The organism is Citrobacter sp. RHBSTW-00944 (genome assembly GCF_013615435.1).
In the GTDB taxonomy this organism is placed as follows: domain Bacteria; phylum Pseudomonadota; class Gammaproteobacteria; order Enterobacterales; family Enterobacteriaceae; genus Citrobacter; species Citrobacter braakii.
Window position 1 is genome coordinate 529646 of the sequence record NZ_CP055418.1, and the last position, 21459, is coordinate 551104.

At 54.1% G+C, this 21459-nt stretch carries 16 protein-coding genes; 9 read left to right on the top strand and 7 right to left on the bottom strand.

What is annotated here, in order from left to right; translation table 11 throughout:
* Nucleotides 1-9 precede the first annotated feature (9 nt).
* Genes HV334_RS02540 through HV334_RS02550 form a run of 3 tightly spaced genes read right to left on the bottom strand, consistent with a single transcriptional unit; the run spans nt 10 to nt 3429 of the window.
* Nucleotides 10-1077 carry a Gfo/Idh/MocA family oxidoreductase gene (locus HV334_RS02540; RefSeq protein ID WP_047499967.1) on the bottom strand — a complete coding sequence of 356 codons (1068 nt, stop codon included), beginning with the start codon at nt 1075-1077 and terminating at the stop codon, nt 10-12.
* Nucleotides 1074-2258 carry a Gfo/Idh/MocA family oxidoreductase gene (locus HV334_RS02545; protein ID WP_181221131.1) on the bottom strand — a complete coding sequence of 395 codons (1185 nt, stop codon included), beginning with the start codon at nt 2256-2258 and terminating at the stop codon, nt 1074-1076. Before HV334_RS02545 ends, HV334_RS02540 begins: the two co-directional genes overlap by 4 nt.
* A gap of 16 nt (nt 2259-2274) precedes the next feature.
* Entirely contained in the window at nt 2275-3429 is a 1155-nt protein-coding gene (locus HV334_RS02550; RefSeq protein ID WP_141876178.1) for a Gfo/Idh/MocA family oxidoreductase, read from the bottom strand.
* 190 nt (nt 3430-3619) lie between these two features.
* On the opposite strand from HV334_RS02550, the gene HV334_RS02555 reads away from it, so the two are divergent.
* Nucleotides 3620-4675: a LacI family DNA-binding transcriptional regulator gene (locus tag HV334_RS02555; RefSeq protein WP_047499954.1), complete on the top strand. Its 1056-nt coding sequence runs from the start codon at nt 3620-3622 to the stop codon at nt 4673-4675.
* A gap of 7 nt (nt 4676-4682) precedes the next feature.
* Here HV334_RS02555 and msrA read toward each other — a convergent pair whose 3' ends face one another.
* Nucleotides 4683-5321, bottom strand: coding sequence for a peptide-methionine (S)-S-oxide reductase MsrA (gene msrA / locus HV334_RS02560; RefSeq protein ID WP_049283035.1), 639 nt, complete (start codon nt 5319-5321; stop codon nt 4683-4685).
* Nucleotides 5322-5533: 212 nt separating this feature from the next.
* Here msrA and tamA point away from each other — a divergent pair, with 212 nt between their 5' ends.
* The 3 genes from tamA to HV334_RS02575 are packed head-to-tail and all read left to right on the top strand — an operon-like array spanning nt 5534 to nt 11387.
* Nucleotides 5534-7267 carry an autotransporter assembly complex protein TamA gene (tamA, locus tag HV334_RS02565; RefSeq protein ID WP_181221132.1) on the top strand — a complete coding sequence of 578 codons (1734 nt, stop codon included), beginning with the start codon at nt 5534-5536 and terminating at the stop codon, nt 7265-7267.
* Nucleotides 7264-11040 carry an autotransporter assembly complex protein TamB gene (tamB, locus tag HV334_RS02570; protein ID WP_181221133.1) on the top strand — a complete coding sequence of 1259 codons (3777 nt, stop codon included), beginning with the start codon at nt 7264-7266 and terminating at the stop codon, nt 11038-11040. Before tamA ends, tamB begins: the two co-directional genes overlap by 4 nt.
* A gap of 2 nt (nt 11041-11042) precedes the next feature.
* On the top strand, nt 11043-11387 hold the full coding sequence (locus tag HV334_RS02575) for a gamma-glutamylcyclotransferase (RefSeq protein ID WP_016151451.1): 345 nt from the start codon (nt 11043-11045) through the stop codon (nt 11385-11387).
* Nucleotides 11388-11429: 42 nt separating this feature from the next.
* Here HV334_RS02575 and HV334_RS02580 read toward each other — a convergent pair whose 3' ends face one another.
* The 3 genes from HV334_RS02580 to ppa form a co-directional block, all read right to left on the bottom strand.
* On the bottom strand, nt 11430-13439 hold the full coding sequence (locus HV334_RS02580) for a TonB-dependent receptor (RefSeq protein ID WP_047499946.1): 2010 nt from the start codon (nt 13437-13439) through the stop codon (nt 11430-11432).
* Nucleotides 13440-13523: 84 nt separating this feature from the next.
* Nucleotides 13524-14594, bottom strand: coding sequence for a YncE family protein (locus tag HV334_RS02585; protein WP_181221134.1), 1071 nt, complete (start codon nt 14592-14594; stop codon nt 13524-13526).
* A gap of 199 nt (nt 14595-14793) precedes the next feature.
* The gene (ppa, locus tag HV334_RS02590; protein ID WP_003025726.1) at nt 14794-15321 is read right to left on the bottom strand and encodes an inorganic diphosphatase; all 528 of its coding nucleotides are present in this window, start codon (nt 15319-15321) and stop codon (nt 14794-14796) included.
* A gap of 309 nt (nt 15322-15630) precedes the next feature.
* Between ppa and ytfQ the strand changes: the two genes are divergently transcribed.
* The 5 genes from ytfQ (at nt 15631) to HV334_RS02615 (ending at nt 21415) form a co-directional block, all read left to right on the top strand.
* Nucleotides 15631-16587 (top strand): galactofuranose ABC transporter substrate-binding protein YtfQ, encoded by a 957-nt coding sequence (gene ytfQ, locus HV334_RS02595; protein WP_181221135.1) that lies wholly within the window; start codon nt 15631-15633, stop codon nt 16585-16587.
* An 85-nt stretch (nt 16588-16672) separates the two neighbouring features.
* Nucleotides 16673-18175 (top strand): galactofuranose ABC transporter, ATP-binding protein YtfR, encoded by a 1503-nt coding sequence (gene ytfR / locus HV334_RS02600; RefSeq protein ID WP_046275826.1) that lies wholly within the window; start codon nt 16673-16675, stop codon nt 18173-18175.
* Nucleotides 18176-18188: 13 nt separating this feature from the next.
* The gene (gene ytfT, locus HV334_RS02605) at nt 18189-19211 is read left to right on the top strand and encodes a galactofuranose ABC transporter, ATP-binding protein YtfT (protein ID WP_016155534.1); all 1023 of its coding nucleotides are present in this window, start codon (nt 18189-18191) and stop codon (nt 19209-19211) included.
* Nucleotides 19198-20199, top strand: a complete 1002-nt coding sequence (yjfF, locus tag HV334_RS02610; protein WP_181221136.1) for a galactofuranose ABC transporter, permease protein YjfF — start codon at nt 19198-19200, stop codon at nt 20197-20199. Before ytfT ends, yjfF begins: the two co-directional genes overlap by 14 nt.
* Before the next feature lie 103 nt (nt 20200-20302).
* Nucleotides 20303-21415, top strand: a complete 1113-nt coding sequence (locus HV334_RS02615) for a methyl-accepting chemotaxis protein (protein WP_080762979.1) — start codon at nt 20303-20305, stop codon at nt 21413-21415.
* The last annotated feature ends 44 nt before the right edge of the window (nt 21416-21459 follow it).

Consider the following 21459-nt stretch of genomic DNA (forward strand, 5'->3'; position numbering starts at 1 on the left):
CACCTCCGGTTATGTGCGGGCATTCGCCAGCATTTGTGCCTTCACGCACAGTTCTGCGGCTTTAAAGGCGTGGGCCTGAGTCATGGCGTTTTCCGTGCGATTCAGACAATCGAGAATGAATTCGCCGAAGAAAGGAAAACCAACTTTGCCCGCGACTGGGTAGCGGAATTCCCCTTCTTTATTCACCAGATACACCACATCCTGTTCACCTCGGGTGATATCCACATACTTGCGGATCTCAATGTAGCCTTCGGTACCCAGCAAGGTCAGGCGTCCATCCCCCCAGCTACTGAGCCCCTGCGGCGTGAACCAGTCGCAGCGGAAGTAGCCGGTCGCCCCGTTGTCGCCCGCCAGCATGGCATCGCCAAAGTCTTCGAACTGCGGATACTGCGGATGATTGACGTTACGCACATGGCTGGCGACGATATGCGCCTCGCTATTGCCGGTATAAAAGAGAAATTGTTCGATTTGATGGCTGCCGATGTCGCACAGAATGCCGCCAAAATAGCGTTTGTCGTAAAACCAGCTCGGGCGACCGTTGCCTTCGCGGTGCGGACCGGTGCCCAGAGTTTGCATCACGCGCCCAATAGCCCCTTGATGGATTAGCTGGCCGGCAAACACGGCGCTTTCAACGTGCAGACGCTCGCTGTAATAGACCGCGTATTTACGTCCGGTCTTCGTCACCATTGCTTTGGCGTCTTCCAGCTGTGCGAGGGTGGTTAACGGAGCCTTGTCGGTGAAGTAGTCTTTACCAGCCGCCATTACCTTCAGCCCCAGCGGGCAGCGTTCAGAGGGAATTGCCGCCCCGGCAACCAGCCGGACCTCGCGATCGTTCAGGATAGTCTCGAGCGAATCGGCAACCTGCGCTTGCGGATAATGCTGCAGAAATTGATCTATTTTGAGCGGGTCGGGATCGTAAACCCATTTCAGCGTGGCACCTGCTTCAATCAACCCGTTGCACATGCCGTAGATATGACCGTGATCGAGTGAGGACGCGGCAATGACAAACTCGCCAGGCTCCACGACCGGCTGAGGCTTCCCGGTAGGGGCGTAGTGCATTCCATCTTGCTTGTTCATTTTTTAACTCCTGAATCTAAGTCTTTACCCAGGGGGATAGCGACCACCTCCGTGAAATTGCTCACGGAGGCGGATTTCTCATAAAAATGTGGGGCGATTTCAATCAGCCCGCTGGTGCGATAAAACGCATCGGTGTGGTGGATGGGCAGTGTTACCACCGTGCGGGTGATGGCGGATTTATAGATAGCGGTAATCAGCTCCAGCGAGCGCTTGCCTTGTTCGCCATCGACCAGGGGACATGTCCGTTTGTCGATGGCGTTAAGCAGGTTATCGATTTGTCCGGTATGTAGCGTCCATTGCAGTGCTGGCGTAGCGCGAAAAAGTGTCTCCAGATGCTGTTCCAGTTCGCCGTTATTGTTTGGTTGCGGGAAGCCGTTATCCGCCGACTGGCTGGCATGAACCTGCCACGGCGCAGAAATACGCGCCTTTTCGCCTTGAATGACAATCTTTTGGTCTTCGCCGTGATGCACCACGGAGGCGGTCACCTGTGTCAGTGCCCCGTTGGGGTATTTGAAGATAGCCGCGCTAAGGTCTTCGACTTCCGCATTGTCATGAGCAACGTTGGTCATCATCGCCACCACTTCGGCCGGGAAACCCAGCATCCATTGAATGGCGTCAATGTGGTGCACTGCGTGATTCAGCGTGCAGCCGCCGCCTTCTTTCTGCCACGTGCCGCGCCACCATAAGTCGTAATAGCAGTGTCCGCGCCACCAGAATGAATCCACCTGCGCATGGCAAATCTTGCCCGCCAGCCCGGAATCAACAACGGTTTTCAGACGCCAGAAGGCATCGGTAAAGCGGTTTTGCGCGATGACCGATAAGGTTTTCCCGCTGGCCTTTTGCGCGGCGATCATCGCATCGCACTCTTCGAGTGAGGCGGCCATCGGTTTTTCGCACAGCACATGTTTTCCGGCCTGCAGCGCATCAATGCTGATAGCTGCGTGCACGTACGGCGGAGTGCAGACATCGACCACATCTACTTCGATGCCCGCGTCCAGCATCGCCTGATGACTGTGGTAGACCCGCGTTTCGCCCAGGCCATAGCGTGATTTCTTCTCTTCGGCTTTCTCCGGGTAGATATCAACCAGGGCGACAATCCGGCAACGATCGGTGAACTGTAAATACCCCTGAATGTGGTTGTGGGAGATATTCCCGGTTCCAACAATGGCAATATTCAGCATGATTTTCTCCTGCGCGTTACCAGCTACCGGAAGCGTCCAGCGTGCGGCTGGCCGTGGTTTTTTCCACTGAAGAGGCGATACGTTGTTGGAGCAACTGGAAGTAACGCTGTTCATCGATCGGTAGCTCGACCCAGTCATCGGTCCAGGTAGAGAGGTGCATCGCATTGGAAAGCGTCAGGCCGCGAATGCCTTCCAGACCGGGGGCAATCAGCGGCTCGCCGTGCAGAATCGCGGCGGTGAAATTGCGGGTAATGACATAGTGCTCGCTGCATTCTGGTTCGGTAGGGATAGTCACCTCCCAGCATTCCGGCTCACCAAAACCGTTTTGCCAGCGGGCGTTAAAGTCGGTTTCGGATTCCCGTAGTTTCCAGAAGCGCAGGCGGCCTTCTTCCACTACCACTTTTCCCCGGCTGCCGACAATTTCCAGGCGATTTGTGCCGGGTGTTTCGGCGACGGTGGTGATGAACACGCCGGTCGCGCCGTTGGCGTATTCCGCGTAGGCCGTGACGTCATCTTCAACTTCAATCTGGCGGTGTTTGCCAAACTGGCAAAAGGCACGCAAGCGTACCGGCATGCCGACCAGCCATTGCCATAAATCGAGTTGGTGCGGATCCTGATTAAGCAGCACGCCGCCGCCTTCACCTTTCCAGGTCGCGCGCCAGCCGCCGGAGTTGTAATAGCTCTGCGAACGATACCAGTTGGTAATGATCCAGTTAGAGCGACGCAGCTCGCCGAGTTCGCCACTGTCGATCAGATCCTTAACTTTCTGATACAGCGGATTGGGGCGCTGGTTGTACATCAAGCCGAACACCACATCGCATTCGCGCGCACAGGCGTTCATCTCTTGTACCTGCGCGGTGTAGACCCCAGCAGGCTTCTCGCACAACGTATGGATGCCAAGACGCATGGCCATCATCGATAAACCTGGATGGTCATAGTGCGGTGTGGCGACGATAACGGCGTCGATCAGCCCACTTTCCAGCATCTCACGCGCATCGCTGAACAGTGTCACCTCTTCACCGACCAGCCGTTGGATCGCCGCATGCTGATCAGGATTGTTATCGCATACTGCGGCGAGCGCTGCTTCTTGTACCGTTCCGGCCAGCAGGTAGCGCGCGTGGACGGTACCAATGTTGCCAACCCCAATAATGCCAAAGCGTATTTTTTTCATGTCGTGCCTTTTTCATGAGAAAGAAGGGATATGCGGAACATATGAAACGCCTGGAATATCGACAATGTGATTTTGTGAGAACGGTTGCAGGATGAAAAAGAAGTTCATCCAGTCATTGAAAAAGTGTTTTAGAGTCAATGAACTACGTTTGCAAAAAATTGCAAAGATTGATTGCGAGTGAGGTCACAGAATGTCTGGCAAGCTAAAAATGGACGAAATTGCTGCCCTGACAGGGTACTCGGTGAGTACGGTGTCGAGAGTACTTAGCGGAAAGTCATATACCAGCGACAACGCGCGCGATGCGATTGTCAGCTGCGCGCGCAGGCTGGGCGTTCTGGACTCGCTGTCCAGTGGACGGCTATTGATCAACGGCATCGCCATTTTCGCCCCGTTGCGTACCTTTACCGCCCGTGGCGATGCATTTTACCTCGAAGTGACGCGCGGAATTGCTGAGGCGATAGCGCCGCATGATGTCTATCTGAGTTACTGCGGGCTGGATGAGCAACGCGCGGACATAAAGGTCTTTCAGGAAAAGGCCAACAGTAAAAATATCAATGCCATTATTCTCATCGGCATTGATGACCCGACGGTGCATAAACTGGCGCTACTGCTGGATAAACCCTGCGTGTTGATTAACTCGCAGGACAAAGAAGGGTTACTGGATGCGGTATCCCCCGATCACCGGGCAATTGGCAACCGTGCTGTGCAATATCTTTTTGATCAGGGGCATCGGCGTATTCTCCATGTCACCAGCCTGCGCCGGGAAACCTTGTACTGGCGTCTGGAGGGCATTAAGGAGGTCTACCGACAATATCAGATACCGTTTGATACCGGGCGTGATCTGCTGGTGACGGAAGGGTTTTCTGAGGATGAATCAGAACGTGCGATGGACCACTGGCTACGTGAGACGCCGCGTGAAGCGTGGCCAGAGGTCATTTTCTGCGCTGGGGCATCAATGTCGACGGGCATCCAGCGGGTGCTGGAAAACGGTGGCGTGGAGATACCCGGTGAGATGTCGCTGATGACGACGGATGTTCAGGAGCTGGATGCGCATATCGTCGCCGCGGTAACCAGTATCACTATCCCCTGTCGGGCACTGGGCGTGGAGGCGGTGCATTTGCTGCAGAACCGTCTTAATCGCCCCTCTGCGCCCGTGTTTAACCTGTTGTTGAAGGGAAAGGTGACGGATCGGGGAACCGTTACCCACGCAACGCGCCATGCCGCGCGGGTGACGGTAGCGCGTTAATCGCGGATCAACGTTCTGGCGGCAGGCAAACGCCAATCCCGCCAATGCCACAGTACCCATAAGGATTTTTATGCAGATACTGCTGGTGGTCGTCCTCGGCATAGTAGAACGGGGTTGCGGTAGTGATTTCCGTTGTAATGGTGCGCTCGTCGCCAGCGGCGGTCATTGCTGCCTGAAAACGCTCAAGGCTTGCCCGTGCCGCGACGGTTTGCTCCGGCGTTAACGGGTAAATGGCGGAGCGATACTGCGTCCCCTGGTCGTTCCCCTGACGCATGCCCTGCGCCGGGTCGTGATTTTCCCAGAACACCTGCAGCAGTTGCTCGTAGCTGATAACATGCGGATCATAGACGACGCGTACCGCTTCGGCGTGTCCGGTATCGCCGGAACACACTTCCCGATAGGTTGGGTTAGGGGTGTAGCCGCCGGTATATCCAGCCGCCGTGCTGTATACCCCGGGTAATGACCAGAATAAACGTTCAACGCCCCAGAAACATCCCATGGCGAAAAAGGCTATCTCCATACCGTCGGGCACGTTGGTCATCGAATGTTGGTTAACCGCATGCAGCGTTGCCACTGGCATCGGGGTGTTGCGTCCAGGTAGGGCATCTGCTTGAGTAACAAGATGCTTTCTATCAAATAAACTCATGGCCGTTCTCCCGAAATCAGTCATTTGGGTTGAGGTTGTAACGAGACGCGTCTTTGCCCACAATAAACGGCGTGAATACGTCTAGAGTTAAACATAAGAAATATTTGGGTTGTCGTCTGTTTTTCAACTCTTATTGTTGATTTTTTGTTAAGCCGAGGAACGGCATAGTATTTTTTTCCAGGGGTGGGAAAAAAGGATATTCAGGAGAAAATGTGCCACATATCCGTCAGTTATGTTGGGTGGGATTACTGTGCTTAAGTGGCTCCGCCGCCGCAGCGAATGTTCGCTTACAGGTCGAGGGATTATCAGGACCGCTGGAGAAAAACGTCCGTGCGCAGCTATCCACGATTCAAAGTGATGAAGTCACTCCAGACCGACGCTTTCGTGCGCGCGTTGATGATGCCATCCGCGAAGGGCTAAAAGCGCTGGGCTACTTTGAGCCCACCATTGATTTTGAGCTGCGTCCGCCGCCGGCGAAAGGACGCCAGGTGTTGATTGCCAAAGTGACCCCTGGTGAGCCGGTGCTGATTGGCGGCACCGAAGTGATTCTGCGCGGTGGCGCACGTACGGATAAAGATTACCTGGATCTGCTGAAAACGCGACCGGCAATCGGCACCGTGCTGAATCAGGGGGACTATGATAACTTCAAAAAATCACTCACCAGCGTGGCGCTGCGCAAAGGCTATTTCGACAGTGAATTTAATAAAAGCCAGCTTGGAATAGCGCTCGAACGCCGCCAGGCATTCTGGGATATCGATTACAACAGCGGTGAACGCTATCGCTTTGGGCATGTCACTTTTGAAGGCTCGCAAATTCGCGATGAGTACCTGCAAAATCTGGTGCCCTTTAAAGAGGGTGAAGAGTACGAGTCGAAAGATCTGGGCGAACTGAACCGTCGTCTGTCGGCGACCGGATGGTTTAATTCCGTTGTCGTCGCACCGGAATTTGATAAAGCCCGTGAAACCAAAGTGCTGCCGCTGAAAGGCGTGGTGTCGCCGCGAACTGAAAATACCATCGAAACCGGGGTCGGTTACTCAACTGACGTCGGTCCACGGGTGAAGACCTCGTGGAAAAAGCCGTGGATGAACTCCTATGGCCACAGCCTGACCACCAGCGCCAGCATCTCTGCGCCAGAGCAGGTTCTTGATTTCAGTTATAAAATGCCGCTATTAAAGAACCCGCTGGAGCAGTATTACCTGGTGCAGGGGGGCTTTAAGCGTACCGATTTAAACGATACCGAGCAGGACTCCACTACGCTTGCGGTTTCCCGCTACTGGGATCTTTCCAGCGGCTGGCAGCGCGCGATTAACCTGCGCTGGAGGCTCGATCACTTTACCCAGGGTAACGTCACTAACACCACCATGCTGCTCTATCCGGGCGTGATGATCAGTCGGACGCGCTCGCGCGGCGGTCTGATGCCAGTCTGGGGCGACTCCCAACGTTATTCCATCGATTACTCCAACACGGCCTGGGGTTCAGACGTTGATTTCTCCGTCTTCCAGGCGCAAAACGTCTGGATCCGCACGCTGTACGATCGTCATCGCTTTGTAATGCGCGGCAACCTCGGCTGGATCGAAACCGGGGATTTCGACAAAGTACCGCCGGATCTGCGTTTCTTCGCCGGGGGCGATCGCAGCATTCGCGGCTACAAATACAAATCTATTTCGCCTGAAGGCAGCGACGGCAAGCTGAAAGGGGCCTCGAAGCTGGCGACCGGCTCGCTGGAATATCAGTACAACGTGACCGGAAAATGGTGGGGCGCGATGTTTGTCGATAGCGGCGAAGCGGTCAGCGATATCCGCAGAAGCGATTTCAAAACCGGTGCCGGGGTCGGCGTACGCTGGCAATCGCCAGTGGGACCCATCAAGCTCGACTTTGCTGTCCCTGTGGGCGACAAAGATGAACATGGTTTACAGTTTTACATCGGTCTGGGGCCTGAATTATGAGTTTATGGAAGAACATAAGCCTCGGCGTGCTGATTTTTATCCTGCTGTTGTTAGGCACGGTGGCGTTCCTCGTCGGAACCACTTCGGGCCTGCATCTGATCTTCAAAGCGGCGAATCGTTGGGTTCCGGGGCTGGAGATTGGTCAGGTCACCGGCGGCTGGCGGGATTTATCGCTCAAAAATATTCGTTATGACCAACCTGGCGTGGCGGTGAATGCTGGCGAAGTGCATCTGGCCGTGGGGCTTAACTGCCTGTGGGACAGCAGCCTGTGCGTCAACGATCTGTCGCTGAAAAATATCAACGTGGCGATCGACAGCAAAAAGATGCCGCCATCAGCGCCGGTTGAAGAGGAAGAGAGCGGTCCGCTTAACCTTTCCACACCTTACCCAATCACGCTTTCACGCGTGGCGCTGAACAACATCAATATCAAAATCGATGACACCACGGTTTCGGTGCTGGAATTTACCTCCGGCCTGAACTGGCAAGAAAAAACGCTAACCCTGAAGCCAACGTCATTACAGGGGCTGCTGATTGCCCTGCCTAAAGTGGCGGAAGTGGCGCAGGAAGAGGTTGTCGAACCAAAGATTCAAAATCCGCAACCGGATGAAAAACCGCTCGGCGAAACGCTAAAAGATCTGTTCTCAAAGCCGGTGCTGCCGGAAATGACCGATGTCCATCTGCCGCTCAATCTCAACATTGAAGCGTTTCGCGGCGAGCAGCTGCGCGTGACCGGGGATACGGATTTAACGGTACATAACATGCTGCTGAAAGTGAGCAGCATTGACGGTAACATGAAACTCGATGCACTGGATATCGACTCGAATCAGGGGACGGTAAAAGCCAGCGGCACGGCGCAACTGACCGACACCTGGCCGGTCGATATTACGTTAAACAGCACGCTCAACGTCGATCCGTTAAAAGGCGAAAAGGTGAAGCTGAAGGTCGGCGGCGCGCTGCGTGAACAGCTGGAAGTCGGCGTAAATCTGTCTGGTCCGGTGGATATGGACCTGCGGGCGCAGGCGCGTCTGGCGGAAGCCGGATTGCCGCTCAACCTTGAGGTGGTGAGTAAGCAGGTTTACTGGCCGTTTACCGGCGACAAGCAGTTCCAGGCTGATGACATCAAGCTCAAACTGACCGGTAAGATGACCGACTATACGCTGTCGATGCGTACCGCTGTGAAAGGTCAGGATATTCCTCCGGCTACCATCACGCTGGATGCCAAAGGCAACGAACAGCAGATCAATCTCGACAAACTCAGCGTTGCGGCGCTGGAAGGGAAAACTGAGCTGAAAGCGCTGGTGGACTGGCAGCAGGCGATCAGCTGGCGCGGGGAGCTAACGCTGGATGGCATCAACACGGCGAAAGCGATCCCGGAGTGGCCATCAAAACTGAATGGCCTGGTGAAAACTCGCGGCAGTCTGTACGGCGGAAGCTGGCAGATGGAGGTGCCCGAGCTGAAGCTGACCGGCAACGTGAAGCAGAACAAGGTTAATGTGCACGGTTCGCTGAAGGGTAACAGCTACCTGCAGTGGACGATCCCGGGCCTGCATCTGGAACTGGGACGCAACAGCGCGGATGTGAAAGGGGAACTGGGGGTCAAAGACCTCAATCTCGACGCGACGATTGATGCCCCGAGCCTGGATAACGCGCTGCCGGGACTGGGCGGTACGGCGAAAGGGCTGGTAAAAGTTCGCGGCACGGTTGAAGCGCCACAACTGCTGGCGGATATCACCGCCCGGGGGCTGCGCTGGCAGGAGCTGTCCGTCGCTCAGGTGCGCGTCGAAGGCGACGTGAAATCGGCAGAGCAAATCGCAGGTAATCTCAACGTTCGCGTAGAGCGGATTGTACAGCCTGACGTGAATATTGGCCTGGTGACGCTCAATGCCAAAGGTAGCGAAAAGCAGCATGAGCTGCAGCTGCGCATTCAGGGGGAACCGGTCTCCGGGCAGCTCTCCCTGGCAGGTAGCTTTGATCGCAAAGAGCAGCGCTGGAAAGGTGCGTTAAGCGATACCCGCTTCCAGACGCCGGTCGGTCCGTGGTCCCTTAACCGCCCTGTCGCGCTGGATTATCGCAATCAGGAACAGAAAATCAGCATTGGGCCACACTGCTGGAACAACCCGAATGCGGAACTGTGCGTACCGCAAACTATTGATGCCGGTGCACAAGGACGCGCGGTGGTGAACCTTAACCGCTTTGACCTGGCGATGCTAAAACCGTTTATGCCGGATACAACCCAGGCCAGCGGCGTTTTCACTGGCAAAGCAGATGTGAGCTGGGACACCACCAAAGAGGGGCTGCCGCAGGGGCAGGTTACGCTGAGCGGACGTAACGTGAAGGTCACGCAAAGCGTGAACGATGCGCCGCTCCCTGTAGCGTTTGAAACGCTGAATCTGACCGCCGACCTGCACAATAACCGTGCCGAGCTGGGCTGGCTGATTCGCCTGACCAACAACGGGCAGTTTGACGGCCAGGTGCAGGTGACGGATCCGCAAGGACGCCGCAGTCTCGGCGGCAACGTCAACATCCGCAACTTCAATCTGGCGATGGTGAACCCCATTTTCTCGCGCGGTGAAAAAGCGGCAGGGGTGATCAACGCCAACCTACGTCTGGGCGGTGATGTGCAAAGCCCGCAGCTGCTCGGACAGCTGCAGCTGAGCGGTCTGGATGTCGACGGCAACTTTATGCCGTTTGACATGCAGCCAAGCCAGTTAGCCGTTAACTTCACCGGAACACGCTCAACGCTGGCGGGCGTGGTGCGTACGCAGCAGGGCGAAATTAACCTGAGCGGCGATGCCGACTGGAGTCAGATAGACAACTGGCGGGCGCGCGTTGCGGCTAAAGGCAGCAGGGTTCGTATTACCGTGCCGCCGATGGTCCGCCTGGACGTATCGCCGGACGTGGTCTTTGAAGCCACGCCGAGCCTGTTTACCCTTGATGGCAACGTGGATGTGCCGTGGGCGCGTATCGTGGTACACGATCTGCCGGAGAGCGCGGTAGGGGTTTCCAGCGATATGGTCATGCTTAACAACAATCTGCAACCGGAGAAACCGCAGACAGCAGGTATTCCGATCAACAGCAACCTGAACATCCATGTCGGTAACAACGTGCGTATTGACGCCTTTGGTCTGAAAGCGCGTCTGACGGGCGATCTGAAAGTGGTGCAGGATAAGCAGGGGCTGGGGCTGAACGGACAAATTAATATTCCGAGTGGGCGTTTCCATGCCTATGGTCAGGATCTGATTGTGCGTAAGGGCGAGCTGTTGTTCTCCGGTCCGCCGGATCAGCCGTTACTCAACATCGAAGCAATTCGTAACCCGGAAGCCACCGAAGACGACGTGATCGCCGGGGTTCGCGTCACGGGCTCCGCCGATGAGCCGAAGGCGGAAATCTTCTCCGACCCGGCGATGTCGCAGCAAATGGCGCTTTCCTACCTGCTACGCGGACAAGGACTGGATAGCGAACAGAGCGACAGCGCGGCAATGACTTCAATGCTTATTGGTCTGGGGGTTGCACAAAGTGGTCAGGTTGTGGGTAAAATCGGGGAGACATTTGGCGTAAGCAATCTGGCACTGGACACACAAGGGGTGGGTGATTCATCTCAGGTGGTTGTCAGCGGATACGTACTGCCAGGTCTGCAGGTGAAATATGGTGTGGGTATATTTGACTCCTTAGCGACACTCACGCTACGTTATCGTCTGATGCCTAAGCTATATCTGGAAGCAGTGTCTGGCGTAGATCAGGCACTTGATTTGCTCTATCAGTTCGAGTTTTAGCAATGCGAATATTTGTCTACGGCAGTTTACGAACCAAACAAGGCAACAGCCACTGGATGACCAATGCCCTGTTGCTGGGAAATTTCAGTATCGACAACTACCAGTTGTATAGCCTGGGCCACTATCCAGGCGCCGTTCCAGGAGAGGGAACAGTACACGGGGAAGTTTATCGTATTGATAACGCCACGCTGGCAGAGCTTGACGCTCTGCGTACCCGTGGCGGTGAATACGCACGCCAGTTAATTCAAACGCCGTACGGAAGTGCATGGATGTACGTGTACCAACGTCCGGTTGATGGCTTAACGCTGATTGAAAGCGGTAACTGGTTAGACCGAGACCAGTACTGATATGAACACGCCACCCTCGGGTGGCGTTGTTTTATTCTGGATTTAAAACTCCACGCGCGCGCCGAGGTTATAGCGGCGTCCTTCCACCTGTGCGGATTCGTTCCACGCGGTTGTCAGTTTCGGATCCTCATCCAGCACGTTGTAGACCCCAGCCATCAATTGCGTGTGCTTATTGAGCTGATAACGTAGGCCTACGTCCACCATCGTGTAGTCATCGTATTTATAGTTATTGCCGCTGTTGCGGTTACTGCTGCGATAATTCACCGTACTCCATACGTCCAGGCTTTGCGTTGCTGCCCAGTTCAGCGACAGATTCGCCATATGGCGCGGATAATCGTTTAGCGCGTAGCCTTTGTTAACGCCGCTTTTTTGTTCGCTGTGGTTCCAGGTGTAGTTAGCGTTGGCTTTTACATCGGCGGTAATCTGCCAGTCGGCATTCAGTTCTATACCGTATACATCCGCCTCGCTGACGTTGAAGTATTTACTGACGGAATCCGCGTTGTAGCCGTTGACGGAGCACTGGTTCGTCGACGTGGTTTCACAAATAGTTTGTTCAGCAATTTTGTCTTTGAACTGCGTATAGAAGACGGTGCTGTCGAGCGATAGCGCATCTCCCGTCCAGTAGAGGCCCAGTTCAGAGTTAACGCTTTGTTCAGGTTTCAGGTCGTCGTTACCAACGGTGAGGAAGGGGTAAGGTACGGTTGAGCCGTAAGGGGTTACGAAGTTGCTGGACGTCGCGCGCAGCTCCGGTTTTTTATAGCCTGCGGAAACGCCGCCTTTCAGCGCCCAGTCATTGCTAAAGGCCCAGTTACCGTACATTTTCGGCGTAATATGTGTGCCAAAATTGTCATCCTGGTCCATCCTCGCTGACGTGGTTAGGATGAAATCGCCAATGCTCCAGCCGTCTTCAGCAAACAATGCCCAACCGTTACGGCTGATTTTGGTCACCGGGTCAGATCCGGGCAGCGTTTTGTTGGCCACATCAAAGCGGTCATTCAGCTCTTCGCGCGTGAAATTCGCCCCAACGGTCAGTTTATGGGTGTCGAGCGTGAAAGTGGTTTGCGAATTGGCGACGTAGTTCTCCATCTGCACATACTGCGGGGACTGTCCGTCATAAACGTACTTCGAACGGCCTTTTTCATAGTTTATGTAGTTGGTCGTCGCGATGGTGTCGTCTGCATACCAGCCGGTATGCGTCAGGGTGGCGGCGTTACGATCGAACAGCCATGACCACGGCGCACCGCGTTTCTGGGTACGGTTTTTTTCCTGCTCACCGGTGACCACGTTGAGATCGAACAGGTTATTCTCGCTGGCGGCCAGGCCCAATGTCATATCAACGGATTTACGATTGTGTTTGCCAAAATAGTTATTGCGATCGTCATCGCGACGGTCAAGCCAGTCGGCCGCCACGCTAAGGCCGAGAACATCGGGCACAATCGGCCCCATGGTAAACAAATTCATCTGGCTGGTATTACCTAAATACTGGTGCTCTTGCAGCCAGGTATTGGCAGCAATTGCCGTGGTCCACTCTTTTGCGCCGTACGGTTTTTTGGTAATGACGTTAACCACACCGCCGATGGCGTCTGAGCCGTACAGCGAGGACATCGGCCCACGGATAACTTCGATACGCTCAATGGCCTCCATTGGCGGTAAGAAGTTGGCTTCAGTACCAATATCATGTCCGTAAGGACGAGATTCACCGGTATTTTGTTTGACGCTGTTGACCATAAAAGCGGTATAGGACGGGTCCATGCCGCGGATCATAATGCTACCGGCGTTCATGCCACTGCTGTTGGTGACCGAGACGCCGGGCAGGTTTTTAATGGCTTCACCGATGCTACGGTCCGGCTGAATATCCAGCGTGTTACGATCGATAACTGAAATAGTGGCCGGCGCTTCGCGTTTTTGCTGCGAGAATCCGGATGCGGTGATCACCATTTCATCTTCGCTAGTGCGTGAGGTCTCGGTGAGTTCTTCTGCCTGGGTGGGGAAAATAACACCGCCTGAGAATGCAACGATCCCTGTCAGCGTAATAAGTTGACGCGTTTTCATAATATAGACACCTGAAAAGTAAAAAAATAAAAACATCACCTTGCAGCCCAAAAAAGCTGCAAGGTGCAGATAATTTTTTAATTATTAATATTTAGAGAGATCGATTTTCAGCACGTAGTCGGGCTTCACACCTGTCATTTTTTCCGACTGTTTGACGCTGACGTACAGGGTGTTAGCATCAGCCGAGAGCGCCAGACTGTTAGGTAATGCATTGGTTTCAATGCTTTGTTTTACCTGATAGGTCTTGCTGTTCACAATGCTGATGCGTTTAGCATTACGGTGGGTGATATAAACTTCCTGGCGTTTTTCGTTATATATCACTGCCAGCGAGTTAATAACCTTAATTGGTGCAATAACCTTACCGGTATTAAGATCAACAACCAGTACGTCCGCTAAATCCGGATCGGTCAGGAATGCGCGGTTATTTTTTGCATCCAGGGCAATATTCAGGAAAAAATGTTTTTTATCTGGCTCAATGGTAAAGCGATTAATAATTTGATGGTTGGTGGTATCCAGCGTAATAAGCTCGTTTCGGCCATTCACAACATACAGGCGGTTCTTATTTGCATCCACGGCCATGCCGGTCGGGTACTGGCCCATGTTCTCGAGGGTGGCGATTTTCTCGCGCTTTTGTGTGTCCACCACCCAGACTATGCCCTTTTCAGCCACGCCGGAAACGTACAGACGGTGGTGCTGTTTATCGAGCACCATTTCACGCGTATGAACAATATCTTTCGGGTTTTTGGCTTCACTCAGTTGCAGTATCGCCAGCTCTTTACCGCTGCGGGTATCGACTAGCGTTACTGAACCTTCCAGCGTGTTGCCGACATACAGCACCTGGTTTTCTTCATCCAGCGCGGTGGCAAAGGCACGACGACTGGTGTCGATGACTTCAGTCGTCGTGAGTTTCTCCAGATCGAGTTTATAGATAAGCCCGCTGGTTTTATCTTTATCAAACGACGGCAACGAGGCGACAAAAAGCGCATTCTGCTGGCTATCAACCGCCAGCTCATACACGCCGTTACCGACATCGCGGGTCAGAAAATCTTTCTCAGGTAGCGTCCGCGCCACGCTGGACAGGTTGGTAAATAACAGCGCTGTGGCGAGTGCCACGCAGGAATAGCGTTTCAGGGACTTCACATTGTGGAGGTTCATTGACTTTTATTCACATTTATTTACATGCTGAGAATGATAATGAGATCTAATATCATTCGCAATTAAGATAAATGAAATGTGACTACCCATTCTGGTAGGTCAAAAAGAAAACAGCGAAGGGGAGAGGTGGTAGAACGTAGAAATTTAAAAACCCTTACTAACCAGAGACTGGCGTTCAGGGTTTTAAGCTAACGCGAACTTACTTCTTCGCGCGCTCGAAAGAAGCAACGATTTCAGCTTTAGCGGCTTCAGCGTTGTCCCAACCGTCAACTTTTACCCATTTGCCCGCTTCGAGATCTTTGTAGTGTTCGAAGAAGTGGGTGATCTGCGCTTTCAGCAGTTCCGGCAGGTCGGTCACATCTTTGATGTGATCGTATTCTTTGCTCAGCTTAGTGTGCGGAACCGCAACCAGTTTCGCATCTTCACCGGATTCGTCAGTCATTTTCAGCACGCCAACCGGACGGCAGCGGATCACTGAACCTGGCTCCAGCGGGTACGGAGTCGGGACAAGAACGTCTACCGGGTCACCGTCCAGAGACAGGGTGTGGTTGATGTAACCGTAGTTGCACGGATAGAACATCGCGGTGGACATGAAGCGGTCAACGAACAGGGCGCCGCTCTCTTTGTCAACTTCGTATTTGATCGGATCTGCGTTGGCAGGGATCTCGATAACAACGTAGATATCTTCCGGCAAGTCTTTACCGGCAGGGACGTTGAGTAAGCTCATGTCTGTTTCCTTTAAATAAGCTATGGCAAACAAGTGGCGGGTATTATAGCCAACTCGCGCTGAATGTCTCCGCTTGTTTTCGCTTTCTCTGCGCTCATTTTCTTCTTTTTACCCCTCTCTCGTGACAGAAAAATCCATATCTTCAACCGCATTTTTCATAGCGGGATGAAAGCGATTACAAAGTTGTGATTAACGTTTTATTTACTTTTTTGAAGTGTGATGTAACGCAATTCGTTACATGCTCAATTGTCTATAGTTTTTTCGCGACGGTTTATTAACCAACAATAATCACCCTACGAGGACGCACTTATGTGGAAGCGCTTACTTTTAGTCACAGCAGTTTCGGCAGCCATGTCGTCTATGGCAATGGCAGCCCCTTTAACCGTAGGATTTTCGCAAGTTGGCTCTGAATCCGGCTGGCGCGCCGCAGAAACCAACGTTGCGAAAAGCGAGGCTGAAAAGCGTGGTATTACGCTGAAAATCGCTGACGGCCAGCAAAAGCAGGAAAACCAGATTAAAGCTGTTCGCTCATTTGTTGCGCAGGGCGTTGACGCCATCTTTATTGCGCCGGTCGTGGCAACGGGTTGGGAACCGGTTTTAAAAGAGGCTAAAGATGCCGACATTCCGGTCTTTTTGCTCGATCGTTCCATCGATGTAAAAGACAAATCTCTCTATATGACCACAGTCACCGCCGACAACGTGCTGGAAGGTAAATTGATCGGCGACTGGTTGATTAAACAAGTGAACGGCAAGCCGTGTAACGTCGTTGAGCTGCAAGGGACCGTCGGGGCCAGCGTGGCCATCGATCGTAAAAAAGGGTTTGCTGAAGCCATCGCCAACGCGCCAAACATTAAGATTATCCGCTCACAGTCCGGCGACTTCACCCGCAGTAAAGGGAAAGAAGTGATGGAGAGCTTTATCAAAGCGGAAAACAATGGCAAGAACATCTGCATGGTTTACGCCCACAACGATGACATGGTGATCGGGGCAATCCAGGCGATTAAAGAAGCGGGCCTGAAACCCGGCACAGATATTCTGACCGGTTCCATCGACGGCGTTCCGGATATCTACAAAGCAATGATTGACGGTGAAGCCAACGCCAGCGTCGAGCTGACGCCGAATATGGCAGGCCCGGCATTCGACGCGCTGGAGAAATTCAAAAAAGACGGCACGATGCCTGAGAAGCTGACCATTACCAAGTCGATCCTCTATCTGCCGGATACGGCGAAAGAAGAGTTAGAGAAGAAGAAAAACATGGGCTACTAGTTTTGCTGCCGGTCTTCCGTAGGCCTGATGGCGTTGCGCTTATCAGGCCTACGAAAAGGCCGTGATTTCGTACCGGAGGAATGCCATGACCACCGACCCCCATCAGGAAATCCTCCGCACCGAAGGATTAAGCAAATTCTTTCCCGGCGTCAAAGCGCTGGATAACGTGGATTTCAGCTTGCGTCGCGGTGAGATTATGGCGCTGCTGGGAGAAAACGGAGCCGGTAAATCGACGCTAATCAAAGCGCTGACCGGCGTTTACCATGCCGATCGCGGCACGATCTGGCTCGAAGGCCAGCCTATCTCCCCCAAAAATACCGCCCATGCCCAGCAGTTGGGGATCGGTACCGTGTATCAGGAAGTGAACCTGCTGCCCAATATGTCGGTAGCGGATAACTTGTTTATTGGCCGTGAACCTCGGCGTTTTGGCCTGCTGCTGCGCAAGCAGATGGAAAAACGCGCGACGGAGTTGATGGCGTCATACGGTTTTTCCCTTGACGTGCGCGAGCCGCTGAACCGCTTTTCCGTGGCGATGCAGCAGATCGTCGCCATCTGTCGGGCGATCGATCTCTCCGCGAAAGTGCTGATCCTCGATGAGCCCACCGCCAGTCTTGATACCCAGGAAGTAGAAATGCTGTTCGGCCTGATGCGGCATCTGCGCGATCGGGGCGTCAGTCTGATCTTCGTTACCCACTTCCTCGATCAGGTCTATCAGGTCAGCGATCGCATAACCGTCCTGCGTAACGGCGGCTTCGTTGGCTGCCGTGAAACCCGCGAGCTGCCACAGATCGAACTGGTCAAAATGATGCTGGGTCGCGAACTGGATACCCATGCACTACAGCGTGCGGGCCGTACGTTGCTGAGTGATAAACCAGTGGCGGCCTTTAGCGACTTTGGCAAGAAAGGCACCATCGCGCCGTTTGATCTTCAGGTGCGTCCTGGTGAGATCGTCGGTCTCGCTGGACTGCTGGGATCCGGGCGAACGGAAACGGCGGAGGTGATCTTCGGTATTAAACCCGCCGACAGCGGCAGTGCGCTGATCAAAGGCAAAGCGCAGACCTTGCGATCGCCGCATCAGGCTTCGTGTCTGGGGATCGGCTTCTGTCCAGAGGATCGCAAAACGGATGGTATTATCGCCGCCGCCTCGGTGCGGGAAAACATCATTCTGGCATTACAGGCGCAGCGTGGCTGGCTGCGGCCTATTCCGCGGAAAGAACAAAATGAGATTGCCGAGCGTTTTATCCGCCAGCTCGGAATTCGCACCCCCAACGCTGAACAGCCGATCGAGTTTCTCTCCGGCGGCAATCAGCAAAAAGTATTGCTCTCGCGCTGGTTACTGACCAAACCGCAGTTCCTGATCCTCGATGAACCCACGCGTGGGATCGACGTCGGCGCGCATGCCGAGATCATCCGCCTGATCGAAACGCTGTGCGCGGATGGTCTGGCGCTGCTGGTGATTTCATCCGAACTGGAAGAGTTAGTGGGCTATGCCGATCGGGTCATTATTATGCGCGATCGCAAACAGGTGGCCGAGATCCCGCTGGCTGAACTGTCCGTGCCGGCGATCATGAACGCCATTGCGGCCTAAGGAGACTATGGTGATGCCTCAATCTCTCCCTCAATCCACTCCGCCGCAACGGCGATTCCGCTGGCCAAAGGGCATGCCACAACTGGTGGCGCTACTGCTGGTGCTGCTGGTGGATAGCCTGGTCGCGCCGCACTTTTATCAGGTGATTTTGCAAGATGGTCGGCTGTTCGGTAGCCCGATTGATATTCTCAACCGTGCCGCCCCCGTGGCGCTGTTAGCGATTGGCATGACGCTGGTGATTGCCACCGGCGGCATCGACCTTTCCGTGGGCGCTGTCATGGCCATTGCCGGTGCCACCACCGCGGCGATGACGGTGGCCGGGCACAGTTTGCCGGTGGTGCTGCTTGCCGCCTTAGGCTCCGGCATTCTGGCAGGGTTATGGAACGGGATTCTGGTGGCAATCCTCAAGATCCAACCGTTCGTTGCCACGCTAATCCTGATGGTGGCCGGACGCGGAGTGGCGCAACTTATCACCTCCGGGCAGATCGTCACCTTCAATTCGCCCGAACTGTCGTGGTTTGGCAGCGGCTCGCTCTTACTGTTCCCCACGCCAGTGATCATTGCCCTGCTAACGCTGGTGGTGTTCTGGCTACTGACGCGTAAAACGGCGCTGGGGATGTTTATTGAAGCGGTAGGCATCAACATTCGTGCGGCAAAAAACGCCGGGGTGAACACGCGCATTATCGTGATGCTCACCTATGTGCTGAGCGGTCTGTGTGCGGCTATCGCCGGCATTATCGTCACGGCGGATATCCGCGGGGCAGATGCCAATAACGCCGGATTGTGGCTGGAACTGGATGCCATCCTGGCGGTAGTCATCGGCGGCGGCTCGCTGATGGGCGGGCGCTTTAATCTGCTGCTGTCGGTGGTCGGGGCATTGATTATTCAGGGCATGAACACCGGGATTTTACTGTCGGGCTTCCCGCCAGAACTAAATCAAGTGGTCAAAGCCGTGGTGGTGTTGTGTGTGCTGGTCGTGCAATCACAACGCTTTATCAGCCTGATAAAAGGAGTGCGTGGTCATGATAAAACGTAATTTACCGCTGATGATCACCCTCGGCGTATTTGTACTGGGTTACCTCTACTGCCTGACACAGTTTCCGGCCTTTGCTTCAACCAGAGTTATCTGCAATATCCTGACCGATAACGCTTTTCTGGGCATCATCGCCGTGGGCATGACTTTCGTGATTCTCTCTGGCGGGATCGACCTGTCCGTTGGCTCGGTGATCGCGTTTACCGGCGTATTTCTGGCGAAGGCCATTGGCTACTGGGGTATATCTCCGCTGTTGGCGTTTCCCCTGACTCTGCTGATGGGCTGCGCGTTTGGCGCGTTTATGGGGTTACTGATTGATGCACTGAAGATCCCGGCATTCATTATTACCCTGGCGGGAATGTTCTTCCTGCGCGGCGTCAGCTATCTGGTGTCTGAAGAGTCGATCCCAATTAACCATCCGGTTTATGACATGCTCTCAAGCCTGGCATGGAAAATTCCCGGCGGCGGTCGCCTGAGTGCAATGGGATTGCTGATGCTGGCGGTAGTCGTCATTGGCATATTCCTGGCGCACCGTACGCGCTTTGGTAATCAGGTTTACGCGATTGGCGGCAACGCCACCTCTGCCAACCTGATGGGGATCTCAACCCGCAGCACGACCATCCGTATCTATATGCTGTCGACCGGGCTTGCGACGCTTGCTGGCATTGTCTTTTCAATTTACACCCAGGCGGGTTATGCGCTGGCGGGCGTCGGCGTTGAGCTGGATGCGATTGCCTCAGTCGTGATTGGCGGAACCCTGTTGAGCGGCGGGGTCGGTACGGTGTTAGGAACGTTGTTTGGTGTCGCCATTCAGGGGTTGATCCAGACCTACATTAATTTTGACGGCACATTAAGTTCCTGGTGGACGAAGATCGCGATTGGCATTTTATTGTTTATTTTTATTGCCTTACAGCGCGGTCTGACGCTACTTTGGGAAAATCGTCAAAGCTCGCCAGTAACCAGAGTGGGGACGGCTGCAACACCAAAGTAACATCCTGATTTTTCACTAAACATTTAAATACCTAAACTTTTTCCGGTTGTAGTCGATAGGTTCTGTACAGGTCTGTTTTAACCCTACAACCGGAAATATAACGATGCCAAAATCCCTTTCAATTCGATCAAGTTTGTTGGTGTTATTGTCTCTGCTGACGTTCCTTCTGTTGCTGACCGGCGGTATGGGGCTGTATGCCTCTACCCGTATCATTACTTCGTTGATTTACCACGGTATTATGAGCGCCTCGATGTTGGCTGCCCTCGCATTGCTGGCGGTGATTTGGTTCATGCTGCGAAATAAGTTTCTCAAGCCGCTGGATAATATGGTTGAGCAACTGGAACGCCTGGCGACGGGGGATTTGTCGCCGGTTACCTCGCTGTCGGCCAGCGCCGAATTCAACCGTCTGAACGCGGCAATGGATGAAATGCGCCATGCGCTGGGCGACTCGGTACAGCGTGTCCGTGATGCCAGTTTACAAATTGATATTGGTAGCCGTGAGCTGACGGCCGGGAACCAGCATCTGGCGCAACGTACTGAATCGACAGCCACTTCGCTGGAGCAGACCGCCGCCAGTATGGAAGAACTCACGGCGACCGTGAAACAGAATGCGCAGAACGCGGAACAGGCACACCAGTTGGCAAAATCGGTGTCGGATACCGCCGATCGCGGCAGTGAGATGGTGTGCTATGTGATTGAGAAAATGCGCGATATTTCCGGCAGTTCCAGCCGAATCGCCGACATCCTCAGCGTAATCGACGGTATTGCTTTCCAGACTAATATCCTTGCGCTCAATGCTTCTGTTGAAGCGGCACGTGCCGGTGAGCAAGGGCGGGGCTTTGCGGTCGTTGCGGGTGAAGTGCGTAATCTGGCCAGCCGCAGCGCCGAGGCGGCAAAAGAGATCCGCACGTTAATCAGCGATTCACACACCCATGTGGGAGAAGGCAGCGAGCTGGCGCAGCAGGCGGGCGAAACCATGGATGAGATTGCCAATGAAGTGATGCGCATGACCAAACTGATGCGTGAAATTGCCAGCGCGTCGCAGGAACAGAGTCGCGGCATTGAGCAGGTGAATATCGCGGTGATTCAGATGGATGAAACGGCGCAGCAAAATGCGGCGCTGGTACAGCAGTCTTCAGCGGCTACCCGCTCGCTGGAAGAGCAGTCACATGCGCTGCTCGAAGCAATGGCGGCGTTTAAAGTACAAACGGCGTAGGGGATAAATTTGCCGGATGATGGCGTTAACACGTCTCATCCGGC

Bases quoted from the DNA above. Each gene is read 5' to 3' on its own strand.
- HV334_RS02550 (WP_141876178.1), bottom strand. From the start codon at position 3,429: ATGAAAAAAATACGCTTTGGCATTATTGGGGTTGGCAACATTGGTACC.
- ytfR (WP_046275826.1), top strand. From the start codon at position 16,673: ATGACCACCGACCCCCATCAGGAAATCCTCCGCACCGAAGGATTAAGC.
- HV334_RS02615 (WP_080762979.1), top strand. From the start codon at position 20,303: ATGCCAAAATCCCTTTCAATTCGATCAAGTTTGTTGGTGTTATTGTCT.
- HV334_RS02540 (WP_047499967.1), bottom strand. From the start codon at position 1,077: ATGAACAAGCAAGATGGAATGCACTACGCCCCTACCGGGAAGCCTCAG.
- yjfF (WP_181221136.1), top strand. From the start codon at position 19,198: ATGATAAAACGTAATTTACCGCTGATGATCACCCTCGGCGTATTTGTA.
- tamB (WP_181221133.1), top strand. From the start codon at position 7,264: ATGAGTTTATGGAAGAACATAAGCCTCGGCGTGCTGATTTTTATCCTG.
- HV334_RS02555 (WP_047499954.1), top strand. From the start codon at position 3,620: ATGTCTGGCAAGCTAAAAATGGACGAAATTGCTGCCCTGACAGGGTAC.
- HV334_RS02580 (WP_047499946.1), bottom strand. From the start codon at position 13,439: ATGAAAACGCGTCAACTTATTACGCTGACAGGGATCGTTGCATTCTCA.
- ytfT (WP_016155534.1), top strand. From the start codon at position 18,189: ATGCCTCAATCTCTCCCTCAATCCACTCCGCCGCAACGGCGATTCCGC.
- msrA (WP_049283035.1), bottom strand. From the start codon at position 5,321: ATGAGTTTATTTGATAGAAAGCATCTTGTTACTCAAGCAGATGCCCTA.
- ppa (WP_003025726.1), bottom strand. From the start codon at position 15,321: ATGAGCTTACTCAACGTCCCTGCCGGTAAAGACTTGCCGGAAGATATC.
- HV334_RS02575 (WP_016151451.1), top strand. From the start codon at position 11,043: ATGCGAATATTTGTCTACGGCAGTTTACGAACCAAACAAGGCAACAGC.
- HV334_RS02545 (WP_181221131.1), bottom strand. From the start codon at position 2,258: ATGCTGAATATTGCCATTGTTGGAACCGGGAATATCTCCCACAACCAC.
- ytfQ (WP_181221135.1), top strand. From the start codon at position 15,631: ATGTGGAAGCGCTTACTTTTAGTCACAGCAGTTTCGGCAGCCATGTCG.
- HV334_RS02585 (WP_181221134.1), bottom strand. From the start codon at position 14,594: ATGAACCTCCACAATGTGAAGTCCCTGAAACGCTATTCCTGCGTGGCA.